The sequence below is a fragment of the Enterococcus dongliensis genome (genome assembly GCF_031927985.1).
GTDB classification, from domain to species: Bacteria; Bacillota; Bacilli; order Lactobacillales; family Enterococcaceae; genus Enterococcus_A; species Enterococcus_A dongliensis.
The window spans coordinates 21,795-46,100 of the sequence record NZ_JARPZC010000015.1 but is presented as its reverse complement, the minus strand read 5'-3'; the positions used below and the strand labels follow the sequence as shown (position 1 = coordinate 46,100).

The 24,306-nt window shown below is 36.1% G+C and carries 23 protein-coding genes and 1 other annotated feature; of the genes, 12 read left to right on the top strand and 11 right to left on the bottom strand.

All coding sequences use genetic code 11. The features are described 5' to 3' along the window. Window positions 1-52 precede the first annotated feature (52 nt). From tgt to P7D84_RS10800, 4 genes are all read left to right on the top strand, one after another. On the top strand, window positions 53-1,198 hold the full coding sequence (gene tgt, locus P7D84_RS10815) for a tRNA guanosine(34) transglycosylase Tgt (RefSeq protein ID WP_137603708.1): 1,146 nt from the start codon (window positions 53-55) through the stop codon (window positions 1,196-1,198). 85 nt (window positions 1,199-1,283) lie between these two features. Beyond that, the gene (gene yajC, locus P7D84_RS10810) at window positions 1,284-1,640 is read left to right on the top strand and encodes a preprotein translocase subunit YajC (protein WP_311806414.1); all 357 of its coding nucleotides are present in this window, start codon (window positions 1,284-1,286) and stop codon (window positions 1,638-1,640) included. A gap of 341 nt (window positions 1,641-1,981) precedes the next feature. Beyond that, entirely contained in the window at window positions 1,982-4,582 is a 2,601-nt protein-coding gene (gene adhE, locus P7D84_RS10805) for a bifunctional acetaldehyde-CoA/alcohol dehydrogenase (protein WP_311806413.1), read from the top strand. 217 nt (window positions 4,583-4,799) lie between these two features. Further along, on the top strand, window positions 4,800-5,267 hold the full coding sequence (locus P7D84_RS10800) for a hypothetical protein (protein WP_170999777.1): 468 nt from the start codon (window positions 4,800-4,802) through the stop codon (window positions 5,265-5,267). 76 nt (window positions 5,268-5,343) lie between these two features. Here the strand turns inward: P7D84_RS10800 and fni are convergent, their stop codons facing one another. The 4 genes from fni to mvk are packed head-to-tail and all read right to left on the bottom strand — an operon-like array spanning window position 5,344 to window position 9,429. Further along, a complete protein-coding gene (gene fni / locus P7D84_RS10795; protein ID WP_311806412.1) occupies window positions 5,344-6,387 on the bottom strand; it encodes a type 2 isopentenyl-diphosphate Delta-isomerase in 1,044 nt (347 codons plus the stop codon). Further along, window positions 6,377-7,459, bottom strand: coding sequence for a phosphomevalonate kinase (locus tag P7D84_RS10790; RefSeq protein WP_137603705.1), 1,083 nt, complete (start codon window positions 7,457-7,459; stop codon window positions 6,377-6,379). The genes fni and P7D84_RS10790 overlap by 11 nt, the downstream gene beginning before the upstream one ends. Window positions 7,460-7,490: 31 nt before the next feature. Next, window positions 7,491-8,495 (bottom strand): diphosphomevalonate decarboxylase, encoded by a 1,005-nt coding sequence (gene mvaD, locus P7D84_RS10785; protein ID WP_137603794.1) that lies wholly within the window; start codon window positions 8,493-8,495, stop codon window positions 7,491-7,493. Continuing rightward, window positions 8,488-9,429, bottom strand: a complete 942-nt coding sequence (gene mvk, locus P7D84_RS10780; RefSeq protein WP_311806411.1) for a mevalonate kinase — start codon at window positions 9,427-9,429, stop codon at window positions 8,488-8,490. Before mvk ends, mvaD begins: the two co-directional genes overlap by 8 nt. Before the next feature lie 390 nt (window positions 9,430-9,819). On the opposite strand from mvk, the gene P7D84_RS10775 reads away from it, so the two are divergent. Then, window positions 9,820-10,476, top strand: coding sequence for a deoxynucleoside kinase (locus tag P7D84_RS10775; protein ID WP_246022696.1), 657 nt, complete (start codon window positions 9,820-9,822; stop codon window positions 10,474-10,476). 42 nt (window positions 10,477-10,518) lie between these two features. On the opposite strand, the gene P7D84_RS10770 is transcribed toward P7D84_RS10775, so the two are convergent. Further along, a complete protein-coding gene (locus P7D84_RS10770; RefSeq protein ID WP_311806410.1) occupies window positions 10,519-11,061 on the bottom strand; it encodes a hypothetical protein in 543 nt (180 codons plus the stop codon). Beyond that, window positions 11,058-11,393 carry a PadR family transcriptional regulator gene (locus P7D84_RS10765; protein WP_137604508.1) on the bottom strand — a complete coding sequence of 112 codons (336 nt, stop codon included), beginning with the start codon at window positions 11,391-11,393 and terminating at the stop codon, window positions 11,058-11,060. Before P7D84_RS10765 ends, P7D84_RS10770 begins: the two co-directional genes overlap by 4 nt. A 167-nt stretch (window positions 11,394-11,560) precedes the next feature. Here P7D84_RS10765 and P7D84_RS10760 point away from each other — a divergent pair, with 167 nt between their 5' ends. Continuing rightward, on the top strand, window positions 11,561-12,466 hold the full coding sequence (locus P7D84_RS10760; protein WP_311806409.1) for a magnesium transporter CorA family protein: 906 nt from the start codon (window positions 11,561-11,563) through the stop codon (window positions 12,464-12,466). Window positions 12,467-12,548: 82 nt separating this feature from the next. Here P7D84_RS10760 and P7D84_RS10755 read toward each other — a convergent pair whose 3' ends face one another. Beyond that, window positions 12,549-13,367 carry a Cof-type HAD-IIB family hydrolase gene (locus P7D84_RS10755; RefSeq protein ID WP_137604510.1) on the bottom strand — a complete coding sequence of 273 codons (819 nt, stop codon included), beginning with the start codon at window positions 13,365-13,367 and terminating at the stop codon, window positions 12,549-12,551. Between the two features lie 65 nt (window positions 13,368-13,432). Beyond that, window positions 13,433-14,470, bottom strand: coding sequence for an FUSC family protein (locus tag P7D84_RS10750; RefSeq protein WP_311806408.1), 1,038 nt, complete (start codon window positions 14,468-14,470; stop codon window positions 13,433-13,435). A gap of 134 nt (window positions 14,471-14,604) precedes the next feature. Then, window positions 14,605-14,733 (top strand) — a sequence feature (ribosomal protein L20 leader region). Window positions 14,734-14,760: 27 nt separating this feature from the next. On the opposite strand from P7D84_RS10750, the gene infC reads away from it, so the two are divergent. From infC to rplT, 3 genes are all read left to right on the top strand, one after another. Further along, complete coding sequence (gene infC, locus P7D84_RS10745) at window positions 14,761-15,285, top strand: translation initiation factor IF-3 (protein ID WP_137604512.1); 525 nt, start codon at window positions 14,761-14,763, stop codon at window positions 15,283-15,285. 74 nt (window positions 15,286-15,359) lie between these two features. Further along, window positions 15,360-15,560 carry a 50S ribosomal protein L35 gene (gene rpmI, locus P7D84_RS10740; protein ID WP_010742869.1) on the top strand — a complete coding sequence of 67 codons (201 nt, stop codon included), beginning with the start codon at window positions 15,360-15,362 and terminating at the stop codon, window positions 15,558-15,560. Window positions 15,561-15,621: 61 nt separating this feature from the next. Further along, entirely contained in the window at window positions 15,622-15,984 is a 363-nt protein-coding gene (gene rplT, locus P7D84_RS10735) for a 50S ribosomal protein L20 (RefSeq protein WP_311802429.1), read from the top strand. A gap of 61 nt (window positions 15,985-16,045) precedes the next feature. Here rplT and P7D84_RS10730 read toward each other — a convergent pair whose 3' ends face one another. Next, window positions 16,046-17,212 carry a tyrosine-type recombinase/integrase gene (locus P7D84_RS10730; RefSeq protein WP_302009412.1) on the bottom strand — a complete coding sequence of 389 codons (1,167 nt, stop codon included), beginning with the start codon at window positions 17,210-17,212 and terminating at the stop codon, window positions 16,046-16,048. 188 nt (window positions 17,213-17,400) lie between these two features. On the opposite strand from P7D84_RS10730, the gene P7D84_RS10725 reads away from it, so the two are divergent. The 3 genes from P7D84_RS10725 to P7D84_RS10715 all read left to right on the top strand — a co-directional run bounded on the left by P7D84_RS10725 (window position 17,401) and on the right by P7D84_RS10715 (window position 20,687). Continuing rightward, window positions 17,401-18,438 (top strand): hypothetical protein, encoded by a 1,038-nt coding sequence (locus P7D84_RS10725; RefSeq protein ID WP_302009413.1) that lies wholly within the window; start codon window positions 17,401-17,403, stop codon window positions 18,436-18,438. After that, entirely contained in the window at window positions 18,438-19,868 is a 1,431-nt protein-coding gene (locus P7D84_RS10720; RefSeq protein ID WP_302009414.1) for a hypothetical protein, read from the top strand. Before P7D84_RS10725 ends, P7D84_RS10720 begins: the two co-directional genes overlap by 1 nt. 243 nt (window positions 19,869-20,111) lie before the next feature. Continuing rightward, entirely contained in the window at window positions 20,112-20,687 is a 576-nt protein-coding gene (locus P7D84_RS10715) for a tyrosine-type recombinase/integrase (protein WP_192423908.1), read from the top strand. Between the two features lie 15 nt (window positions 20,688-20,702). On the opposite strand, the gene P7D84_RS10710 is transcribed toward P7D84_RS10715, so the two are convergent. Together P7D84_RS10710 and mafR are read right to left on the bottom strand one after the other, a co-directional pair. Then, window positions 20,703-21,617 carry a hypothetical protein gene (locus P7D84_RS10710; RefSeq protein ID WP_306690274.1) on the bottom strand — a complete coding sequence of 305 codons (915 nt, stop codon included), beginning with the start codon at window positions 21,615-21,617 and terminating at the stop codon, window positions 20,703-20,705. A gap of 1,128 nt (window positions 21,618-22,745) precedes the next feature. After that, window positions 22,746-24,194, bottom strand: coding sequence for a global transcriptional activator MafR (mafR, locus tag P7D84_RS10705; RefSeq protein WP_311806407.1), 1,449 nt, complete (start codon window positions 24,192-24,194; stop codon window positions 22,746-22,748). Window positions 24,195-24,306: the final 112 nt, after the last annotated feature.

Genomic DNA, 24,306 nt, shown 5'->3' with positions numbered 1-24,306 from the left:
TATTATGGTACAAGTTGCAAACACATACATATAGAAGAAAGTAGGAAATTAAATGACTGAACCTGCCATTTCTTATCGTTTAATAAAGAAAGAAAAACATACAGGCGCACGCTTAGGAGAAATCATCACTCCTCACGGGACATTCCCGACACCTATGTTCATGCCAGTAGGAACTTTAGCTACTGTCAAAACCATGTCGCCAGAAGAATTGAAAACGATGGGTGCTGGAATTATTTTAAGCAATACCTATCATCTTTGGTTACGCCCAGGAGAAGATCTGGTCGCTGAAGCGGGTGGACTACATAAATTTATGAATTGGGATCAACCCATTTTGACAGATTCTGGTGGTTTCCAAGTTTTCTCCCTTGCAGATATGCGTAATATCGTCGAAGAAGGGGTCCATTTTAAAAATCATCTAAATGGTTCGAAAATGTTCTTATCTCCAGAAAAAGCTATTGATATTCAAAATAAATTAGGCTCAGATATTATGATGAGTTTTGACGAGTGCCCGCCTTTTGATGAAAGTTATGACTATGTGAAAAAATCCGTGGAACGTACGTCTCGTTGGGCTGAACGGGGATTGAAGGCCCATGCCAATCCGACAACCCAAGGATTGTTTGGGATTATTCAAGGAGCCGGTTTTGAAGATCTACGCCGTCAAAGCGCCAAAGACCTCGTCAGCATGGATTTCCCAGGCTATTCTATCGGCGGCCTTTCTGTTGGAGAGCCAAAAGAAGAGATGAATCGTGTCTTAGAATTTACTACACCATTGATACCAGAAAATAAACCCCGTTACTTAATGGGCGTGGGAGCAGCTGATTCTTTGATTGACGGTGTGATTCGTGGTGTGGATATGTTTGATTGCGTGTTGCCAACTCGAATCGCTCGTAATGGGACCTGCATGACTTCAAGTGGACGGCTAGTTGTTAAGAATGCAAAATACGCACACGATTTTCGTCCGTTAGATGAAAAATGTGATTGCTATACTTGCCGTAATTACACACGAGCATATATTCGTCATCTGATTCATTGTGATGAGACTTTCGGGATTCGTCTGACGTCATATCATAATTTATATTTCTTAATCAACTTGATGAAACAAGTTCGTCAAGCAATCATGGATGATAATCTATTAGAATTCCGCCAAGCTTTTTTTGAAGAGTATGGTTTTAACAAGCAAAACGCAAAAAGTTTCTAAAATCTAATCAAAAAAGCTAGTGAAACGTTAGAAACTTTGATACAGTTAAAAGTGGATTTACTAAGAATGCGAGGGGAATTTTAAAATGGGAAACTTTTCAATGATTATCTTACTTGTGTTGATGCTGGGAATGTTCTTTATGATGAACCGTTCTCAAAAGAAACAACAAAAAGAACGTCAAAGTTTATTAGATGCTATGAAAGTTGGAGATGGTGTCGTAACTATCGGCGGTCTACACGGTGTGATCTCTGAAATTAATACAAGCGATAAAACAGTTACTTTAGACTGTGAAGGTATTTATTTAGTATTTGACCGTTCTTCAATCAAAATAGTCAAATCAGGTGTTGGTCCAACCACAGCAGCTGAAACAAAAAACGTTGAACCAGAATCAACAGAATCAGTAATTGAAGAAAAATCAGAAGATAAAACTGACGATAAATAAACCATCGTTACGATTTGTTCAGTAAGCCCGTATTTATACGGGCTTTTTTTGTGTCTATTTTCAAAATATCAAAGAAGAAAAAATAAATAATCTTAAGCTAACAGCTAGAAAAATCCACTTGTTCAACTATAGAGATGAATATATTGTGAAAAAAGTTCTTTATATGTAATGATTTTGTTTTACAGGCGGAAAAAGGTATGTTTTTACAATCATTGAAACAATCGTGTTTAATGAGACTTTACTAGGTGTGAAAAAAATCACAAAAAACTATTTACAAACGTTTTCCGATATTGTATGATAATCATGTGAAAAGGAACACAAAAATTTCTAGGAGGATACACATGGCTAAAGCGATTGAAAAAGAAAAAGACGCAATCAGCGTAGAACAGATAATTGATGAACTAGCAGCAAAGGCAAATGTTGCTCTGAAAGAAATGGAAGATTTCGACCAAGAAAAAGTTGACCATATCGTTCATGAAATGGCGATGGCGGCATTAGACAAACACATGTTATTGGCAAAAATGGCGGTAGAAGAAACTGGTCGCGGTATCGTTGAAGATAAAGCTATCAAAAATATGTATGCATCAGAATATATTTGGAACAGCATTAAACACGATAAAACAGTTGGTATCATTGGTGAAGACAAACAAAAAGGATTGATCGAAGTTGCTGGACCTGTCGGCGTTGTTTGTGGGGTCACACCTACTACTAACCCGACATCTACAACGATTTTCAAATCAATGATCGCATTAAAAACAGGAAATCCGATTGTATTTGCCTTCCATCCAAGTGCTCAAAAGTGTTCCTCAGAAGCCGCACGAATCGTTCGTGATGCAGCGATTGCTGCCGGCGCTCCAGAAAACTGTATCCAATGGATCGAAAAACCATCGATCGATGCAACATCTATGTTGATGAATCATCCAGGCGTTGCGATTGTTTTAGCGACAGGTGGACCTGGCATGGTGAAATCTGCTTACTCAACAGGAAAACCAGCGTTAGGTGTCGGGGCAGGTAATGCACCTTCATACATTGAAAAAACAGCAAAAATCAAACGAGCTGTCAACGATTTAATCGTCTCTAAAACCTTTGATAATGGGATGATCTGTGCCTCTGAACAAGGGATCATCGTTGACAAAGAAATCTACGATGAAGTGAAGGCAGAATTCCAAGCACATCAAGTCTATGTAGTGAAAAAAGCTGAATTGAAAAAATTAGAAGATGCCGTAATGAATGAAGGAAAATACGCAGTCAATCCTGCAATCGTTGGTCATTCGGCAGAAGACATCGCACAACGTGCCGGGATTAAAGTTCCTGCAGGCACAAAAATGTTGATTGCAGAATTAGATGGTGTCGGTGCCGATTATCCGCTGTCTCGTGAAAAACTTTCTCCTGTTTTAGCGATGGTCAAAGCGAATGATCACGCACATGCATTTGAACTTTGCCAAGGAATGTTGGAATTAGGCGGACTTGGACATACTGCAGTCATCCATACAGAAGATGAAGACTTACAAGTGAAATTCGGTTTGCGGATGAAAGCCTGCCGAATCTTAGTCAATACCCCATCAGCTGAAGGCGGTATCGGCGATATCTACAATGAAATGATCCCATCATTGACACTTGGTTGTGGTTCATACGGGAAGAACTCAGTATCTAAAAACGTATCTGCTATTAACTTGATCAATGTTAAAACTATCGCGAAACGGAGAAATAATATGCAATGGTTTAAACTTCCACCAAAGATCTATTTTGAAAAGAACTCTTTATTGTATCTAACAAAAATGCCAAATGTGGAACGTGTTATGTTGGTCTGTGACCCAGGAATGGTTCAATTTGGTTATGCCGATATCGTAAGAGAAGTATTAGGTCGTCGTAAAAATGATGTTAAAGTTGAAGTTTTCTCTGAAGTTGAACCAAACCCATCAACTAACACCGTTTATAAAGGCCTAGAATTGATCAATGACTTTAAACCAGATACTATTATCGCACTTGGCGGCGGTTCAGCAATGGATGCAGCCAAAGGTATGTGGATGTTCTTTGAACACCCAGATACATCTTTCTTCGGCGCTAAGCAAAAATTCTTAGATATTCGGAAACGGACGTATAAAATTCCTGATGCGGAAAAAGTTCAGTTTGTCTGCATCCCGACAACTTCTGGTACTGGTTCTGAAGTAACTCCATTTGCGGTTATTACCGACAGTGAGACGCATGTGAAATACCCATTAGCCGATTATGCATTGACACCAGATGTGGCGATTATCGATCCGCAATTTGTGATGACTGTACCTGCATCTGTTACGGCAGACACTGGGATGGATGTTTTGACACATGCAATCGAATCCTATGTCTCTGTAATGGCTTCAGATTATACTCGCGGTTTGAGTTTGCAAGCAATCAAGATTGTCTTTGATTATTTGGAAAAATCAGTTAAAACAGCAGATCCAGAATCACGGGAAAAAATGCATAATGCTTCCGCAATGGCTGGGATGGCGTTTGCCAATGCCTTTTTAGGAATCTCTCATTCGATTGCTCATAAGATTGGTGGGGAATACGGAATCCCTCACGGCCGAACTAACGCGATCTTATTGCCGCACGTTATTCGATACAATGCCAAAGATCCGCAAAAACATGCGATGTTCCCTAAATATGATTACTTCCGAGCTGATACTGATTATGCAGATATTGCAAGATTCTTAGGCTTAAAAGGCAATACGACCGAAGAATTAGTCAGCGCATTGGTTGAAGCAGTCTACAACTTAGGTAAGGCAGTTGGGATTGAGATGAACTTGAAAGCACAAGGTGTTACGCAAGAAACATTGAATTCAACGGTGGATCGGATGGCTGAATTGGCCTATGAAGACCAATGTACGACAGCTAATCCAAAAGAACCATTGATCAGCGAGCTAAAAGAGATTATCGTAACAGCTTACGATTACAAAGGATAAAACGATTAAAAGGTTGTGACTATCGATGTCACAACCTTTTTTGTCGAGAATGATTTTTGGACCCTTCCTTAAGATATTGGGCAGAAAAAGAATGAATTGAGATACTTTTATTTTTATTTAAAAGAGTCAATTTTTTTGATAAAATGACGCGCTTTGATTGTTATAGTCTGTGAAAAACGATAGACTGGAGTCAGGATGAGAGGAAAGGTTCGAGAGCATGGAGAAATTGAAACGAGAGATCCAAGAATTAGCTGAATCGGCTGCTCGACTACGTGCGGTCATTGATTATTTGGCGAATGAAAAAAATCTGATGACAAGTAAGGTGAACCATATCTTTATATTAGATATGCAAGATTATGTCGCCGCGCTGAATCGATTCGCCCCCTCGGATTCAAAAATCTCTGCAACACCGGCTGAAATCAAGCAGATCAATCATCTTCTTACCCAGCAATATGAAATAATGAAAATCATTCAAAGAGATTACATCCGAGTCAAAGGATCTGAGCCTGCTGATCAAGAACTTTATGACAAGAAGATCCGCCAATTGAAACGTTTGAAGATTATCAATCAATTGCTGTTACAAGATAATATCTTCTTTCAATCGATGTTGGATGCTAAAAAAATCAGCGGGACTATTCGTATTGGTGAAAAGAAAAATTGGCTGCAACGCTTGTTTAGAAGATAGAATCCGTATTTTTGTAGGAATTAAATAAGGGACTGCGACAGTTGTCGCAGTCCCTTATTGTGTTAAATAGGAATAATTATTTCCGAGTAGCTAATTTTTTATAATCAATTCCACGAGTTTCACACCATTCTTTGGGAGCGCCAGTCAGGATTACTGGATTGTGGATCAGATCAGCAGTAGTTGTTTTATTCGTCATTAAATACAGTCGTTCAAGTTGTTTTTTCCAGTCCTCAATCATTTCGATTGTCGCTTCGATGCCATGACGCAGCAGTTGATCTAAAATTGTCCCAGAAACGCCCACAGCTTTTGCCCCTAAGCAGAGAGCTTTAAAAATATCAAAGGCGTTTCGAACACCGCCAGAAGCAAGTAAGGTCATTTCGGGAATGTTTTGTGCCTCTAATAAAGAAACCACTGTAGACTGGCCCCAATCATCTAAATAATGTAATTCTCTTTTTGGGCGTCGGGCATTTTCAATTTGTGAAAAACTAGTGCCTCCACGACCAGAAACATCTACAGCTTTCACACCGAGTGTTTGCAATTGAGAGATCGTTTCGTGAGTCATCCCAAAACCAACTTCTTTAACAATTACAGGAACGGTCAAAGATTGGACGGTCTTCTGGATATTTTCTGGCCATTCATGGAACTCCCGATCACCTTCAGGCATAACAAGTTCTTGCGGTACATTTAGATGGATCTGGAGTGCGTCTGCTTGAAGGATATCAACGATCTTTTTAGCATCGTCGCAGGTTCTGCCTGCTCCCATATTTCCTAAGATCAAACCAGTGGGATTTACTTGACGGACGATCGTATAAGAATCAATCACGCTAGGATCTTTAAGGGCAGCGCTGACCGATCCTGTAGCCAGCATCAAATCTGTCTCACGAGCGATGATGGCTAGATCGTGATTGATTTTTTGGGTTTTTTCACTACCGCCGGTCATCGCATTAATAAAAAATGGAGCACTTAGTTGCAATCCGAGAAATTCTGTCTGTAAATCGATTTCTTCTGATCGAGCAGTCACTAAAGAAGGGTGGAGCAAACGAACTGCATCGAAATCATTTTCTTTATTTTTTTGATGAAAAGCACGTGCCAAAGAGACGTGCTCGTCTTTACGATTCATGAGTGTCCTCCCTAAAATGAAAGACGTGTAATGGAAGCGGCGTGATACCGGCTTTTTCCCATGAACTCATTAATGGCAGGATACCGGCACGTTTATCAATGATGACAATTCCGCAATCACCGCCACCAGCGCCAGATGATTTTGCAGCTCCACCATATTTTTCTGCAAGATCATTTAATCGTTTTAATTCTTCTGTTTCAATCGATACATTGCTCAGACTAGTTAATTGATTCAATAACTGCCGATTTCTGCGGATCATTTTTTGGATCAAAGGAACATTGTTTTGTTTGAAACCTAGGATCATTTGATCAACACAATTTTTGCTGTCAGTCAAAAAGTTCTCATAAGAATTATCATAACGAGATTGATGAACTTGATCGACCAAATCAGAAGTAGAGGCAGGGCTGCCAGTCCAACCAATCAATAAGCGCAAATCTTCAGGTACTTGTAAAGGTTCAATCTGTAAATTAGGCCAAGTGCTTTCGATTAAAGTAGTCAGTTTTTCTGCTTCTAATCGTTTCAAGACCCAGTCATGATCAAACGTAGAAAAGGCTAACCAGCCGCCATAACAACTGGCAGCGATGTCTCCACAGGAACCATTGCCTTGTACATTTAAATGCGCGAGTGTTGCTAATTTGAACAACTCCAACTGCGAAAGTTGTAAATCATAAAAAACGTTCAGCGCTTTGACTGTAGCAACAGTCACTGCACCGCTAGAACCTAGGCCATATTTGCGGCCGTTGGAATTGTCTAACTCACTTGTTACTTTCAAATCAAAGAAAGCAAGTTTCTTTCCTTTTTCTTGAGCAAATTTCTCAGTGAAATGGATCGCAGCTAGTATGTAGTGGAATGGATTATCACGAATATCCAAGACCAATTCATTCTTGCGGCGTGTCCAACGGATGGGTAGATCACTATATTGAGCAGATTGAATGCTGCCGATTTTTTTAGCCGGTTCGATTGAGACCGAGATAAATTGATCAATCGCAACGATGATCGCAGGATGTCCTGGTTCGACTACGGCATATTCACCGGCGATGTATAATTTTCCTGGTGCAGATACTTCGATCATTTGGCTGACTCCTCTTTTAGGTAATAATGCTTTAAAATGTTGATGCTGTACCGTTCGCTTCGGTCAAAATTTTAATTGCCGGACCCGCATGAGCGACTACTAGTTGTTGTGTAGCGATATGACTGTTTAATGCTTGCAGCAAGGCTGTTTCATTTTTTCGCTCCACTAAAATTTTAACATTTGGTCCGGCATCCATTGTGAAATAGCAAGCCAAACCATTGTTTCTAATTTGGCGTACGAGGTTCATGACCTGCAAACTCTCAGCGGACCAATAGGTGAAGGGTGGATTTGCTGCTAATGTTGTTCCGTGCATTTTCAAAGCACTTGCTTCAGTTACTTCACCAAGTGCGACAAAATCTTTTTCAGCAATGGCTTTTTTGGCTTTAGCTAAATCTTGCGGGACACTTGTCAGCCAACCTGGATAAAATGCTGATGTTTCAACGGTTCGTTGCATGCCGTCACGACTAGAGATATCTTTTTTAGAATCGTTGACGACAACAAAGATCATACTCAAGTCATTTTCGAAACCAGCACTGGGAATTTTTACTGCATGAGAAGTTTTATCTGAATCGCCCTTTTGCCACTCCGCAAAGCCGCCGTAGATACTGCGACAAGCTGAACCGGACCCTCGGCGTGCTAAACGAGATAATTCTTCTGGCGCCAGGTCCAATTTCAATGCTGCACTGGCAGCACCTGCTAGTGCGGCCAATCCACTGGCGGAAGAAGCTAGACCAGCAGCAGTAGGGACGAAGTTTTGACTTTGAACGACTGCAGATAAGTTACAGTGCGCTTTTGAGCGTACTAAATCAAGAAAGCGACTCACTTTTACAGTCGCTTTCGAGTCTTGTAGTTGATTGTCTAAATAAAAACGATCTTCAGAGATTTCTTCTGAGAAGATGACTTGGGTCTCGGTATAAAAGGCATCCAATGTCAGCGATAAACTATTGTTCATTGGGATGATCAATTCTTGATCTTCTTTGCCCCAATATTTGATCAAGGCAATATTCGTATAAGCTCGGGCTTTACCGCTAAACATGTGCATAGACACCTAACCCTTCAATCCATGTATTCCGTGCGCCGGCATCTAATAAAATCTGTTGCAATCGACGTCCGCTAGTTTCATCTTCTGCTAAAGCGATCATACAACCACCGCGGCCGCCACCGGTCAATTTCGCTCCTAAAGCTTGGTTCTCTAACGCTGTTTCGATCAGGTGATCCAACTGTCGGTTACTTGTACCTAATAAGCGTAGTAATCCTTGGGCCTGATTCATACAGTCACCTAAGATATGCGGTTGGTTTTGTAAGACGGCTTGTTGTGCTTGGGTTGTTAGTTTGCCCAATGTTTGCATTTTTTTATTTGTTTCGTAAGGACGAAGCTCCATCAGCTGAGCAATGTCTCTGACTGCTTTACGAGTTTGACCTTTGATTCCTGTATCGGCAACCACTAAAAAAGCATCCATATTTAATTGGAAAGATTGGAAGCCGATCCCTTTTTGGTAAAGGATAGGTTCAGTACCGCTGATTGTCGTAGCATCGATTCCGCTAGGATTCCCATGAGCTACAGTTTCAGCTTGATTGACAAAATGTAATACTTTTTTTTGTGTCATCGGTTCTTCCATCCAATCAAAAACGGCTCGAGTGATAGCGACTGCAACGGCTGCACTAGAGCCCATCCCGCGTTCTGCAGGGATTGAGCTTTCGATTTTTAAATAAAATGGTTCTGGAATTTTAAAATATTTTACTAGCTGCCAAAGTAAGATCGTTACATTTCGCATCGTATTTGGTGCTTTTGAAAGTGGTCCATGAAAAAAACTAGACTCGATCCAAGACTCTAATTTATTTGCGCGAATGGTTGCTTGGATGCCTGTCCCAGAAAAAGGAAAGGCGATTGCTGGTTCTCCATAGACAACCGAATGTTCCCCCATTAATATGATTTTTCCGCTGGCATAACCGGTGCCAATCGACTTCATAAAAAAACCCCTATTTCGTTTTAGTGTAAGGATTTTTCCTAAAGAAAAATCCAACAAATCTCCTATTTAATACTAGTTACTAATGAGTTCAAACCATTAATAACTAGTGAAGGCGACGCATTTTTATATTTCCGCCTGAACAAACAGGGGATCATTTTTATCTAATAACAGTTATTCATTTCAATCTCCTTTACATTTTACTCAGAGAATGGCGACAAGTAAACGAAACTACTGAAAAGTTTTTGAAAAACAACGATTTTTTAAACATTCCTTAGAAGAAAAAAATATTTATTTTTCTGGATTTTTTGTTTGACGACACAAGATATTGGGGGTATATTGGATAAGTTGAAAAATACGCACTATATTTTGTATGAAATGAGTTGGGGGTTTATGAGCGTGATCGTATTAGCAGGAACCATTGGAGCAGGGAAGTCAAGTTTGACCGCAATGTTGTCAGAACATCTAGGAAGTCAAGCTTTTTATGAATCAATTGATGATAATGAAGTGTTGCCGCTGTTTTATGCCGATCCAGAACAGTATGCATTTTTACTACAAATTTATTTTCTAAATAAACGTTTTGATAGCATTAAAAAAGCGATGCAAGATGATAACAATGTCTTAGATCGTTCCATCTATGAAGACTCTTTGTTGTTCCATCTAAATGCCGATCTTGGTCGGGCTACGGAAACAGAAGTAAAGGTCTATGATGAATTGTTAGCTAACATGATGCAAGAATTGCCTTATGCAGCCCATAAAAAACATCCGGACTTATTAGTACATATCCGGGTTTCTTTTGAAACGATGATGGAACGTATCCAAAAACGTGGTCGCGAATACGAACAATTAGAATTCGATCCTACTTTATATGATTACTATAAAGAATTGAACAGCCGTTACGATCAATGGTATGAAGACTATAATGAAAGTCCTAAGATCCAAATCGACGGCGATCGTTTGAACTTTGTTGACGATGCTCAAGCACGAGATGAAGTTATTCGAATCATTGATGAAAAAATCTTAGAAGTCCAAGGTGTTCCTGCCGAATAATAAAAGCTTTGCCAATTCTCTTGGCAAAGCTTTTTTGTTTGCTTATTTTTGGCTGATGATGCGATTGTGTTTGTTCAGACCTAAAGCAATCCCTAATAATAATCCTAAACCAAGCATTAAGAAGAAGACGATCCCAATCAAGTCCCCACTATATAAAATCTGACCAAAAATCCCAATAATTGCACCGAGAACAATTCCGATGAATAGATTGCTGGCATAACCTAAACCGATTGATTCTTCAATTTGCGGATCGATGGATTGATAATAAGCTTGTCGTTCTTGTGCTTTACTTTCTTCATCAGATAGTGGGCGCTCTGCACGGAAAATAGCGATTGCTTTATTTAAAGCATCTTCTTCACTTAAATTTTCTTCAGTCATCAACTGAGTCATATAGTCTTTGAGATATCCTGCGATCTCATCTGTTTCTTCCTTGCGATCAGGCTTGAGGTTTTGTTTTGTTTTCTCATGGAGTTCTTGTAATTTCAATGACATCCGTTCCGGATAGCTCAGTTGGTCTTTACTCAAACTTTTTTTGACCATTTCGTCTGCAAATTTTTGGATTTTAGTATCTGTTGAAGTATTCATTTTCTTTCGTCTCCTTTATAAAAAGTATCCATTAGTTGTTTGATAAATTGCCATTCTTGTTTTTTGTGGTCTAAAAAGGCACGGCCTTTTTCCGTGATGTGATAATATTTTCGACGAGCCGCTTGACCTTCTTGCCAATAGCTGACTATATAACTATTTTTCTCTAAACGCTTGAATGCAACGTATAAAGTTCCTTCTTTTAATTCAAAAGTTCCGCAACTTAGCTCTTTGGCTTGACGAGCGAGGTCATAGCCATAGCTATCTGCTTTAGCTAAAATACTTAGAATGATGGGATCAATGTATCCACGTAAAACTTCTTTATCTATTTCCAAGTTTATACCTCCGTTTATTAAGTATATCGTGATATAAAGATAATAAAGCGATGTATTGAAAAAGTCAATCCTAAATTATTCAAAATGGTTAGAAGTGAGAAGGGAATACTGAAATGTTTGTTTTTGTTATACTGAAGGTAAGAGGATTTAGTCCAAGGAGGTTCCTGATGGATAGCAAAAAAACATTTAATCAAGAGATGTGTTCATGGATCAACGTAGACAGTACACAATCTCACGAAATAAAAAAATTACGTGCTAGTTATGAAATCAGTGATGAGATGCTGACCTATGCTTTAGATGACAATGAACGAGCGCGGGTAGAGTACGATCCGATGGAAAAAGCATTGCTGTTGATTTTTAATGTACCAAATCTTTTGAAAAAAGATAATCATTATGAGACCAGTCCGATGGCCTTTATTTTAAAAGATCAGTATTTTATTTCTTTTATAAATGAGCGGACGGCCTATGTTGAAAATGTCATTGAGAATTTACTTTTAAATGAACCCAATCAAAGTACGGCAAGTTTATTGTTCCATACGCTATTTTTGATTTCGGATTATTATTTTCCTTTGGTGGAGGAAGTAGACAGTCAGCGGATCCAGTTAAACAAGCGTTTGCGAGAAAAGACGACGAATAAAAATTTATTGGCTCTTTCCGATCTAGAGATCGGGCTAGTTTATTTAGTAACGGCGACAAAGCAAAATGCCGTGCTGTTAGAACAAGTAAAAGTACAGGCTATTTTTTCTAGTTTTACGGATAAAGAAAAAGAAGAGTTGGATGATGCGTTGATCGAAGCAAAACAAGCAGTGGAGATGACCAAACTTGCCAGCGAAATCTTGGATCAATTATCTGGCACGTATAATAATTTATTGAATAATAATTTGAATGATACGATGAAAGTTTTGACAATTTGGTCGTTATTATTGACGATTCCAACAATCGTAACAGGCTTTTTTGGCATGAATATGCCTTTGCCGTTTTCCCATTCTGAAGTTGGTTGGCTGATAACGCTGATCATCAGTTTGGGACTATCCATATGGTTGATTTTGATTTTATGGCGCCGAATACGCTAACAGAAGTTGTGGATTACATGAGTTGATTACATGAGTTGATTTAGTGAGACGACAAGTAAATATAAAAAAGAGTTGTGATTTATCACAACTCTTTTAAGATAAATGTTTCGATGACTTCAGCTACAGCACTTTGTTCATGTGTTGCAATAGTCGTATGCTGAGCGGCTGATTTGATAGAAGGCACAGCATTTGCCACAGCGACGCCTAATTTGGCAGCTTGGATCATAGTAAGATCGTTTATATTGTCTCCGATAGCAATTGTTTCATCCATGGAAATCTGTAAGTGTTCGGCTAATAGTTTCAGAGCCATTCCTTTATTGACCCCTTTTGGATTGAATTCGATGTAACGGTTGGAAGAATAACTTATTTCTAACTGTGCTCGCAGATCAGCAGGCAGTTCTTGTTCTAGTTTTTCTAAGTAATTGCGGTCCAAATTTTGGAACAACACTTTGTAACATGTTTGATTTTTGAGAAAGCTGAAATCATCATCCAGACGTTTTTCGTGAGGAATCGTGGACAGATACGCATCTTCATCAGGATTACTGTGATAAAGATAGGTTTGTTCAAATGTATAAAGATGGATTGCCACGTCATAGGCGGCACCGAATGCAAATAGACGGGTAAGAATCTCAAAGCTTAAAGGGAAATCGTTGATAATTGTCGGTCCCTGATTTTCAACGATTATCCCGCCGTTAAAACCAATCATGTAATGATTTGCTTGATTTTCAGCAGCTAATTCTTTCAATGTTTGTTTGATTGAGTAAAATCCGCGACCAGTCGCTGGTGTAAAGATCAATCCTTGAATTTCGGCTTTTTTTATGGTTTCTTGTGTCTTTTGAGAAACATGCCGGTTTTTATCTAACAATGTTTCATCCAAATCACAAGCAATCAATCGATACATATAAAAGAACCTCCTTCGTTTTTCTTGATCTCATTATAACAAAAACCGAGTGGAGCCACTCGGTTTTATTGTTTCGAATGAAACGTTCGATTATAAAAACTTAAGCTAGTGTTTATCAAATAGGCTGCAAGAAGTCCCAATAGACTGCCGATTACAATGCCAAGAAAGCGAAATTGGATCAAGGTATAAAGATATTGTTGCTTCGCCAGCATGGCTAGCATCAAGGACATCGGTGTGGTGAAAAATTGCGCGAGGGCATAATTACGTTTGATAAAGTATTCAACCGTAACAAATAACAGCGTGATCACGACCAATGTCTCAAAAATGGACAAAGACAAATTCAATAAAAATGCAGCAATCAATAGTCCGATAATTGTCCCGAAGATGCGTTGGACATTGCGATGAGCCATAGCACGGAGCGTATCTCCTTGTAAGATAGCCGCACAGGAGACCACTAGCCAGTAAGGATTTTCTAATTGTAATCCCATACTTAGATATACAGCGAAAAATAAAATACAACTATATAAAAGACTATCAATAATTACCGCTGGATCTGCGATGATCCGTGTTTTTAAGGATTTACTCGTTTTAGTTACAGGCAGAGGAGTCTTTTCCATAAAATGCAAAAGAAATGCAAAAATTAAGGCGAAAATTACACCGATAAAAAAATAGCTGCTCATGAACGGAATCTTCGTTAAAGTGATTTTTGTACTTGTCCCCATTGCAGTCACCATGACGACAAAAAAAGGTCCAGGTTTAGCAATCTCGTGTAGCCGAAAGAAAAAGCGTCCTAAAAAACCAATTAGTGCTACTACAATCGGAGCAGTCCAAGATGCGTGTGTGGAGAGCATTCCGAGAAAATTTCCTAAAGTTAAGAAACTGCCGATAATCAATAAGCGTAGGAGTAATTGTTTTAATGGGAGTCTTTGGTAGTAGAGAAAGGTGAAAATACCTAATGATCCAAAACTAGCGATCGCTAGTTGATGAGATAAGTAACCGGTGAGCAACACACTAATCATACAAAGGCCTGCGCCAATTAAGCGGAAAGGGGATTCCTTTGGTTTATTGTAATGAATCAATTCTTTCAAAAAAGATTGTTCCATTCTATCACTTCCTTCATTCTCTACGTTAGCATAATTCCAGAAGAAAACTCAACAGAAAGTTTCTGAAAACAAAAAGAAAGAAGAATAAAGTGATTGACATCTTACAAAAATACTTGTATACTGTTAAAGTTGAGAAATGAAAGCAGAAGCACCCGCTTCTCGCCTTATGCGAATATCTCGCTGGGCTAGATAGTTAATGACTGATCTTTTCGATGAGTCAAACTACGCGCGGGTTCGTAAAGAACTCGTTTTTTTATTCGCTTTTTTTCTCTCAAAAAATTTGGAGGTGAATGACCATAGCAAAGGATATGATGGTTAACGACGGCATTCGTGCGCGTGAAGTACGTTTGATCGGACAAGACGGCGAACAATTAGGTGTAAAATCGAAAGTAGAAGCCTTAAAAATTGCTGAACAAGCAAATCTTGATGTAGTCCTAGTAGCACCTGGTGCGAAACCACCGGTAGCACGTATTATGGATTACGGTAAATACCGATTCGAACAACAGAAAAAAGAACGTGAAGCTCGCAAGAAACAAAAAGTGATCAACGTTAAAGAAGTTCGTTTAAGTCCAACGATTGACGTAAACGACTTTAACACAAAACTTCGTAACGCACGCAAATTCTTGGAAAAAGGCGACAAAGTGAAAGCTTCGATCCGTTTCAAGGGCCGTGCCATTACCCACAAAGATATTGGTCAAAAAGTTCTTGATCGCTTAGCTGAAGAAACTGGCGATATCGCGACAGTGGAACAAAAAGCGAAGATGGATGGACGTAGCATGTTCTTAGTGCTTGCACCGAAAGAGAAGAAAGACTAGCAATAATTTTTGAGAATGCTTCTTTAACACTAGTTGAAGAGTATGCGAAATGAAAAGTAGGAGGAATTTTAGTCATGCCAAAACAAAAAACACATCGCGGTTTAGCAAAACGCGTAAAACGCACTGGTAACGGCGGTTTAAAACGTTTCCGCGCGTTCACAAGTCACCGTTTCCACGGGAAAACTAAAAAACAACGTCGTCAATTACGTAAAGCGTCGATGGTATCAAAAGGCGATTACAAACGTATCCGCCAACAATTGGCACGCATGAAATAATTGCGCAACCCGCTTTACAATTAAAAAAATTCAATGATTTATTTATTAGGAGGAATTAAACATGGCACGTGTTAAAGGTGGAACTGTAACTCGTAAACGTCGTAAAAAGACATTAAAACTAGCTAAAGGTTACTACGGTTCAAAACACACTCTATTTAAAACAGCTAAAGAACAAGTAATGAATTCATACAACTACGCATACCGCGATCGTCGTCAAAAGAAACGCGACTTCCGTAAATTGTGGATTGCTCGTATCAACGCAGCAGCTCGTATGAATGGCTTGAGCTACTCAAAATTAATGCACGGTCTTAAAGTTGCCGGTATCGAAATCAACCGCAAAATGTTAGCTGACTTAGCAGTTAACGATGCAGCTGCTTTCACTGCACTAGCTGACCAAGCCTCAAAAGCCCTAGAAAACAAATAATAGGCAACTTTTGAATACCCCAAACCCACTATAATCAGTGGGTTTTTTATTTTGCATTTTGTTATATTTCATTCATAAACTCAGCAAAACGATTAGCTGTTTTATCTCTTTGGTCTTTGGATAAGTGAGTGTAAATATTCAGTGTCGTTTTCACATTAGAATGTCCAAGTCTTTCTTGAGCTTCTTTAATTGGGATATTTGCTTTGTATAATAGACTTGCATGTGTATGCCTGAAACCGTGCATTGTGATTGTTTTGATTTCTTTACCAGTTTTTTTCCTATATAGTCTCTGAATTGTTAAAAACCACTCTTTAGTTATACCTGATTCGAGATAAGTATTTTTGTAATTAGAAAAAATAATCTGATTAGGGTTTAGCTTGGGTAAATCAAATTTTATTGCTTGTTTTTCCTGCCATGTTTTTAAAGCTACTAATGTGGTATCGTCCAAGCTTATTCTTCTAAAACCAGCCTTTGTTTTCGGTGGGTGAACTAGGGTTTTGTTTCTGTCTCCTTTAGCAACAGTTTTAGTTACTTCTAAATACTTCTCGTCAAAATTAATATCCTCCCAAGTTAAAGCAAATGCTTCTCCTTTGCGTAATCCAGTAAATGCCAATGTTCTAAAAAAGGCATATCTTTCAGAATCAAAATTTTCTTTTGTAAATCTCAGAAACTCGATTAATTCTTCTTTAGTAAAAAAATTTGAAAACTCTTCATACTGATTTAAATTAAGATTGGTTACTGGTTTTTTAATATTTGCCATTGGGTTTTGATAGATTAATTCTAAGAACATAGCATGTTCCATTACTCTATTAAAATAGTAAATAAACCTACTAGCTCTTTTTGGTTTATCTTTATACCATTCATTTACTATTTGCTGACAATAAATTGGAGTAATGTCTTGGATTCTCATTTCTTGAAATTTTGGTAATATAGCATACTTGAATTCACATTTAGCTGTAACTGCAGTACTTTCCTTTACTAAGTTGCAATACTGCTTATACCATAGTGTGAAAATTTCATTAAAGGTATGGTGTTTCTTAGGTACATACTGTTCAGTTGCAACCAAAAGACTTAATTCCGCTAATGCTAAACTAGCTTCTTCCTCTGTTTTAAACCCCCTTCTAGTTGTTTTCTGTTTCTTCCCATTCTTAGGATTAACACCTACATAGTAGTCAAACATGTAATTGATAGTGCCATCTTGCTTTTTGTATGGTTTGATTTGTGCCATAAAAATTCTCCTTTTTATGGCATAGGATAAAGTTAAGAACATTATATGATATCGAGTAATAGAATACGATGTTTTATTTGATGTAATAAATGGAATTAAATCATTTATTTTAGACTTCAAAACAACCTTATTTGAAATAATGCTATAATATAAAAAGAGTTTTAATATAAAAAAAGGAAATTTAAAGTATGAAAAATTTTAATGCTTCAGCATCAATTTTTGGATGGCATTTTCAAATCAACGTAGCTATATTTTTTATGTTAAATGAAATTCAAAATATTGACAGTGTAAGAGTAGAAGGAAAAGATGAAGATATTGAATTTAATCTAAAAACAGGTAATAAGATATTTATCCAAGCAAAATCAAAGTCTGATTTAGGAATAGATAAGAAAGCTTTGGAAAAATTTTCGGAAGGGTTAAAAACTCTGATTTATGCCTCGAATAATAAATCGTATGAGAGGCTTTACTTTGTTACTAACTATCCTAATCCTATTGGAGGACAGCAGTCTCATTACTATATGTTTATGGGTGGAAATTATATTGAAAGACAATTTTTAGAGCTTCCTGAGTCATCTATAAAGAGAGCTTTGAAAAAAATTAAGGAAATTGAGAAATCAGAAAATTTGAAATTTGATATTGATAATTTTCGTATTGTAGTCATGCCTTTTGATGGAAATATAAAGTCAACAAGAGAAAGAATAATAGAGTCGAAACTCAAAGACTTTTTAACCCGTATCTCTATGAAAGAGAGTTATGCTAGGGAAATACTTGAAATATGGCAAAGTGATTTATTCTTTAACGCAAGTGACAAAGATACTAATATAAATCTATCCAAAAGACAATTGATGTGGCCTGTCATATCAATTTGCTGTAATTTAAGGGAAAGTGATAAAGTTGTAATAGACTATGAAGAAGAACTGGGCTTAGATAAAGAAGAAGTTGAACTCATAATTTCTAGATATGAGGACTTTATTAATAGACAGACAGAACGTTTTGATTTTGCAACTAAAGTAATAGGTGATTTTTCTGTGCATAGAAAATCACATAATAGAAGAGAAAAAAATATTAATTATTTTGTGCTTAAAAACTGGAATAGTTATGTGGATGCTATATTCACTGATTCCATGGATGCAGAGCTTTTAGAGACTCTGATAAAAATAATTTTATTTAAAATATTGAACAATAAACAGGTGATTAATGAGATGATAACGGAGGTGAATCTTTAATGTATTTTAGAAGCCTAGAGCTATCATATGGAAATTCTGTGAAGACTTTTCTTTTTAGTGAGAATGTTAATTTAGTTGTGAGTAAGGAAAATAGTGTGGGGAAATCCACTTTACTAAGACTTCTATTTTATTCAATGGGATACTCTATACCAGGAACTAAAGGAATCAAGTTCAAAAATGTTAAAACTAAATTAACTATAGAGACTAACAAAGGATTAATTATTCTTGAAAGAGATGATAAATTTATAGATTTTAAACAAAATGGAAATACACATTTATTTTTTTTACCTAACGATTCTGAGTCGTTGCATAGCTTTATCTTCGAAACTGATAATGAGAAGGTTTTATCCAATATTTTAGGTGCGATTTATCTAGACCAAGAAAAGGGATGGACGTTATTAAATCGAGGAATTGTCATAGGTAAACAATACTTTAATCTAAAAGATTTGATTTCTGGATTAGCAGAACGTGAAAGTAGAACTCTTGAATTAGAGTTAGAATCAGTCGTTTCTGAACAAAAGAAATATAAGACAATGAAAAATTTATATGATTATAAAACTACTTTGCTGGATATTAAAGATAGTGATTTTTCAAGTGATTATATAGACGAGTTAGAACGAGATTTAAATATTCTGCTTATGGACAAAAATATATTAAAAAAACAGATTAAGGATATTGAGGTATCCTATAAAGACAATATTTCATTTGTTGAATATATTGAAAATATGCGTCTATATATAGAAAATAACGGAGAAAAAATACAAGTAACCAAAGAAAACTTAGTTGATTTTGAGGATAATCAAGAGTTGTTAAATACTAGAAAAAAAATATTAGAATTCAAAAAAAGAAAGTTAGAAGCAAAAATAATAGAAGTTCAAGATAAAATAGCAAAAGAGAGTAGTTTAATTTCATTACAAAGCGAGATTCAAAAATTTGATTCTCAAGTTGCTAATCTAATTATTAATCCGATATCTCTAGATAAAATCATCAAACAACTCAAACAGAGAGAAAAAGAATTGAAAAAGATGATATTTGATAAAATAACAATAAATAATAGTATAATTGATAATGTGTATCTATCTATACAGAGATATGCCAAAGAATTAGATATTTATCAATATATGGATGACAATAGGGATTATATATTTACAGATGATTTAAAAGGTTTTTCTGGGGCTGTATACCATAAAATGGTTTTTAGCTTCAAAATGGCTTATATTATTGAATTACAGAAATATTTAGGATACAAACTGCCTATAGTGCTGGATTCACCTAGTGGAAGAGAGGTTGACCAAAAAAATATTTCCGACATTATGAAGATATTATCTAGAGATTTTAAAGATAATCAAATCATTATTGCTTCCATATATGATGACTATGGATTTGAAAAAACTAATAGAATAGAGTTGGATAAGGGGATATTTATATAACAAGTATTTGAATAATGGTTTGACGTTGAGTGTATTATGCATCAACGTCTTTTATGTTCTACAAATTTGCAACCTCCAAATTATGATGCTATAAAGGTCCTTAGCAGGGATACTTTTATAATTAGTATCCATCACCAATCCTATTCTATCAATCTTTCATTTTTGATTTATAGGGAGATGGATACTTTTATATTTAAATACACTATAAGTATCCATAAATAGTGCATCTTAGGGAGGTAATTTATGGGACAAAAAATGATTAATGTCAAACCGATAAAAAATAAGGAAACGCTAATTCAATTTGGAAAAGAATTACAAAAGGGCAAACACGGAAAAAGAGATTATTTGATTATGGCAATTGGAATAAAGACAGGGTTACGGATTTCAGATATACTTAATTTAAAGGTTTCTGACGTGAAAAATAAAACACAAACAGAAATTATTGAACAAAAAACAGGAAAAAGAAGAACGTTGCATTTAAACAGATTGACCGTATCTATTATTGAATATTTAAATGAAGAACATGATTCTCAATCAGAATGGTTGTTTCCAAGTCCTTCAGATAGAAGTAAACCCTTGGCAAGTCATCAATATTACAAAATCATGCAAAAAGTAGCTGATAGTATGGGGTTAGATTATATTGGCACACATACACTAAGAAAGACTTTTTCTTATTTCTTTCTAAAGCATAATCGAGGAGATATTGTAACATTAATGAAAATTTTAAACCACAGTAGCCAAGCAGTAACTTTAAGATATGCTGGTATTGAAGAAGACGATATCAAAGCGAAATTAGAAGATTTTGACCCATTTAAGTAAATAAACCACAATCAATTAAGATTGTGGTTTTTGCTTGTCTTTTTTTAATTGAGCAGTATTGTACTTTTCCTTATTTAAATAACTTTGAAAATACAAGTTATCTGCATTATCATACTCAGTTTTATTATCAGAAATATAAATGGCATCTTTAGAATTTTTGTGTAAGGTTAAATAATAGAAGAAATCAACTATACAGGGAATTGCTTGTAACTTATATTGATTATTTTCTTTCGTAAAGTAACAAAGTTCATTAGAATCATTCAGATAAACTAAAATATCATTCCTAATAAGCGTGGTATTATTTTTCAAATTTCTAAACGAGACATCTGCTAAGTTAGATTGTATGGCAGGGATAAATTCTTTAGTTGGAATAGCTAATATATCAACAGTTTCTAAAGAGGTTGTATAATATTTTTCTTGTAGCATATCTGAAAAAGAAGCTACTCTAATTGGGAATTTAGTCAATTCGTTGATGATAAACTGACTAAAATACTTTCTATTTTCTTCAGAAGTTAATTGATTGTATCGTTTATTTGCAAGTTTTTTTATAGATTTATCATTTTTATAGTTATATTTACCTGAAGCAAATACTGAAAGATAGAGCTGTTTGTTCTTATAAGGTGAATCAATTACTTGAATTTTATTGGTATACAAGCCAATTGTAACCAAATATTGAACGACCATTGACTGCAAGTCTAAATCCTTCATATGTTTCAAGTCATAGTTACTAACATAATAGAAGTGTTTATTTAATTTTCCTCTAGATATTATTTTATTCTTTTTTAAGGTCTTCAGCCGTGCCTCTAGGCTGATACGATTGCATTGCAAGAGCTTAATTAAGGTGTTCTCATATATTCCGTTTGATTGGGTAATGATGTCTATTAATTCCTCAGAATCAATTGCCCGATTGTTTACAAAAAGTGTGGTCATATACACTCCCTCCTATAGTTTTATCTGTTTTATTTTTAAAAGTATCCATTCTCGTAACTATCCATAAGTAACCCTACACTCTCATAACTCTCCATTCTCATTTCTATCCATCATTTGGTGATGGTATTCAGATAGAAAATTTTTCCATTTTTTGCTTATGCAGCTGTTTTGGAAAATTCACGGAGGTTTCCATTGTAATTTCTCCGAATTCACCTCATAAATGACATAGTTTTCAAAATGTTATCACAAAAGTTATCATTTTGTTATCATTTGATTTTTTGAAAAAACCTCTTTTTTAGGGTTGATGTAGGGATTAAGTAGGGTATGAAAATCAATAGATGTAGGGATTATGAAGGGGTTCATAATTTAATAAAGTATCCCTGGTTTACGAAAATATCTATCTCATAAGTATCATTTAAAAATTATCCCACCCCTACATTACCCCTTCATTATACCATCCGTTTCTTAGTACTGGAAATTTGAGTGTTGTGTGTAAGTCTACTTGTCTATAAAAGTGATGTGTGATTATTAAATTAGTGTTATTTAGATTTTTGTGTATTCTAATTCTGTAACACTTATTATTTTCAGACACAAAAATAATTTATTTGGAAGTAGAAATTGTATAATCTTGGTATCAAAAAGAATCTAGGTGAAAGTATGAAAGAAATGGTCCTCAGGGATACACTTAATTAAAGATTTACAGCAATTGAGGTATTACGACCGATTAGTTACGATTACAACGACTACTGAAAGTCCAAAACTTGTTCCGTTTTTCATAAAACAGTCTCCTTTATTAGTTATTTTATTATTTTCCGAAATTATACCTATTTCAAACTGTTTTACAAATTCTAGCATCTCTTATTGGTTATTAAACATTATTATAACAGTGTTTTCTACTGACTTTAAAGGTAAATAATAGAAAAGTAAAGGCATAAGTTATTTGCTGGACAATTGTTATATTTGATGTGATAATTAAATTACCTTAAAGAGAAGTATTTTAAATCATCTCTGTGTATTGTTTATTTGTTGTTGTTCTTCATAGTTGAGCTTGAGAAGCGAATTAGTAAAGAAATTTTTCGGAAAAAGGAAAAAACGATCAGTCATTACCAAAAAGACTAATCGTTTTGCTTAAAGATACGAATGAGAGATGAGTTCAGTCAGTTGACTGAGCTCATTTTTGGTAGGGATAGTTGATAAATAGACTACGGGTATCGGGGCAAAATCTAGAGGAATATTCGAAACAATCAAATCTCCGGTTTGAACAAGGGACTCTTGCAGTTGAGAAACTTCGAGGGAAATCAAGTGGATACGTTTGCCTAAATAATCAGCTAATTCTTGCTGCAAAAAAGTTTTCCAGGCAGGTTCGCTTTGAAAAACAAAAAAGAGCGTCTTAGTGTGTGGACGGATTGTGAAAATCGCCTGTTGGCTCAAAAGAGAAAAAAGACTCACGAAATAGGTCGTATCATCAATCATAGAAAACTGTGGCAGGCGTTCAAACAACATCAGACTTTTTTCAGTTAAAATGGGGTAGATCTCATTTCTTTCTAGTAGTAATTCTTGGTATTCCAACTGAAATTGTTTTGATAATGCAGGTGATTCAGCATACTTTAATAGTAGTAACAATAAATTTGTTGGCAAATTTGCCTGCGGCAATGCTTGTAACTGAAGTTCATCAGCGATTTCTCGAATGATTTGCTGAATATTTTTTTTCAATAAGGGATATTCTTTTGCTAGTACCGCTGAAACACGTTTTCCTAAAGGACTATTGTAATTCCAACCTTCTAAGAAACAGAAAAAAGCAAAAAAGATTTCTTCATCTTGTAGGTAGACGCCTTCTTTTTTATATAAATCTTTCAAAAAAGGAGCATAGAGAAGAAATATCGGATCGTTTGCCTCAAAACTGAAACCGTTAATCGAACATCCAGCTTTGATTCGAATACTATTGATAAAAAACCAACAAATGCCAAAGATTTGTTCTGTATCTACAGCTAAATCTTTACTAAGTTCTTTAGTCAAAAAATGTAAATAGTGCTCCTCATGAATCGAGTAATCTTCAAAAAAATAATTGTTATGAGTAAAAGGCAGCAAGAGCCGATGATAAAAAATCCGGATAGCACTTTCTTCACCAACTAAAGTTGCTTGTGTGGAAGTCAAATGAATCTTGATATTAAAGGCGTGCAATTGCCGATTGATTTTGGTTCGTTGGCGCTTGAGTGTTTCGTAAGAGACACCAGTTTCATCAAGAAAATGCAGAATGTTTAGTTCTTTCGTAAAAAATAGTTCTTTGATCAACTGTAAGCTGACAGAGTGGGGCAGGAAAGCTTCCCAGAGATCATTGGTCAAGGCATGGTCTTGTGAGCTCAAACGAATACCTTGTTTAGTTGAATCCAATGTCCAATTTTCTGGTAGATAGCTGCGGATCAGCTGTAAATCAGAAAAAATGGTTCGTTCTGTTGTGCCAATTTTTTTTGCTAGTTCTTTGGCAGTTAATTGGGAATGATTAAGGAGCTGCTCTAAAAGTAGAATCTGACGATAAATATCTTTTTCAGTAATAATTTTTTTCAGCATTGAGTACATGTAGAAGCCCCCTTTAAAAACAAGCATACGCAAAAAAGAAATACTTGGTCAAGCAGCAACTACTCGTTCGTTTAAGTTCTAAGGATTTTTTTTACGGGGAAAGTAGTCTATA

Excerpts from the sequence above, each read along its gene's own strand:
- P7D84_RS10750 (WP_311806408.1), bottom strand. The coding sequence starts at position 14,470 with ATGGAACAATCTTTTTTGAAAGAATTGATTCATTACAATAAACCAAAG.
- P7D84_RS10770 (WP_311806410.1), bottom strand. The coding sequence starts at position 11,061 with ATGAATACTTCAACAGATACTAAAATCCAAAAATTTGCAGACGAAATG.
- yajC (WP_311806414.1), top strand. The coding sequence starts at position 1,284 with ATGGGAAACTTTTCAATGATTATCTTACTTGTGTTGATGCTGGGAATG.
- P7D84_RS10725 (WP_302009413.1), top strand. The coding sequence starts at position 17,401 with ATGAAAAATTTTAATGCTTCAGCATCAATTTTTGGATGGCATTTTCAA.
- mvaD (WP_137603794.1), bottom strand. The coding sequence starts at position 8,495 with ATGTTTAGCGGTAAAGCCCGAGCTTATACGAATATTGCCTTGATCAAA.
- P7D84_RS10715 (WP_192423908.1), top strand. The coding sequence starts at position 20,112 with ATGGGACAAAAAATGATTAATGTCAAACCGATAAAAAATAAGGAAACG.
- fni (WP_311806412.1), bottom strand. The coding sequence starts at position 6,387 with ATGAATCGTAAAGACGAGCACGTCTCTTTGGCACGTGCTTTTCATCAA.
- rplT (WP_311802429.1), top strand. The coding sequence starts at position 15,622 with ATGGCACGTGTTAAAGGTGGAACTGTAACTCGTAAACGTCGTAAAAAG.
- P7D84_RS10730 (WP_302009412.1), bottom strand. The coding sequence starts at position 17,212 with ATGGCACAAATCAAACCATACAAAAAGCAAGATGGCACTATCAATTAC.
- P7D84_RS10710 (WP_306690274.1), bottom strand. The coding sequence starts at position 21,617 with ATGACCACACTTTTTGTAAACAATCGGGCAATTGATTCTGAGGAATTA.
- P7D84_RS10760 (WP_311806409.1), top strand. The coding sequence starts at position 11,561 with ATGGATAGCAAAAAAACATTTAATCAAGAGATGTGTTCATGGATCAAC.
- mvk (WP_311806411.1), bottom strand. The coding sequence starts at position 9,429 with ATGAAGTCGATTGGCACCGGTTATGCCAGCGGAAAAATCATATTAATG.
- P7D84_RS10800 (WP_170999777.1), top strand. The coding sequence starts at position 4,800 with ATGGAGAAATTGAAACGAGAGATCCAAGAATTAGCTGAATCGGCTGCT.
- tgt (WP_137603708.1), top strand. The coding sequence starts at position 53 with ATGACTGAACCTGCCATTTCTTATCGTTTAATAAAGAAAGAAAAACAT.
- P7D84_RS10790 (WP_137603705.1), bottom strand. The coding sequence starts at position 7,459 with ATGATCGAAGTATCTGCACCAGGAAAATTATACATCGCCGGTGAATAT.
- mafR (WP_311806407.1), bottom strand. The coding sequence starts at position 24,194 with ATGTACTCAATGCTGAAAAAAATTATTACTGAAAAAGATATTTATCGT.
- rpmI (WP_010742869.1), top strand. The coding sequence starts at position 15,360 with ATGCCAAAACAAAAAACACATCGCGGTTTAGCAAAACGCGTAAAACGC.
- adhE (WP_311806413.1), top strand. The coding sequence starts at position 1,982 with ATGGCTAAAGCGATTGAAAAAGAAAAAGACGCAATCAGCGTAGAACAG.
- P7D84_RS10720 (WP_302009414.1), top strand. The coding sequence starts at position 18,438 with ATGTATTTTAGAAGCCTAGAGCTATCATATGGAAATTCTGTGAAGACT.
- P7D84_RS10775 (WP_246022696.1), top strand. The coding sequence starts at position 9,820 with ATGAGCGTGATCGTATTAGCAGGAACCATTGGAGCAGGGAAGTCAAGT.
- infC (WP_137604512.1), top strand. The coding sequence starts at position 14,761 with ATGACCATAGCAAAGGATATGATGGTTAACGACGGCATTCGTGCGCGT.
- P7D84_RS10755 (WP_137604510.1), bottom strand. The coding sequence starts at position 13,367 with ATGTATCGATTGATTGCTTGTGATTTGGATGAAACATTGTTAGATAAA.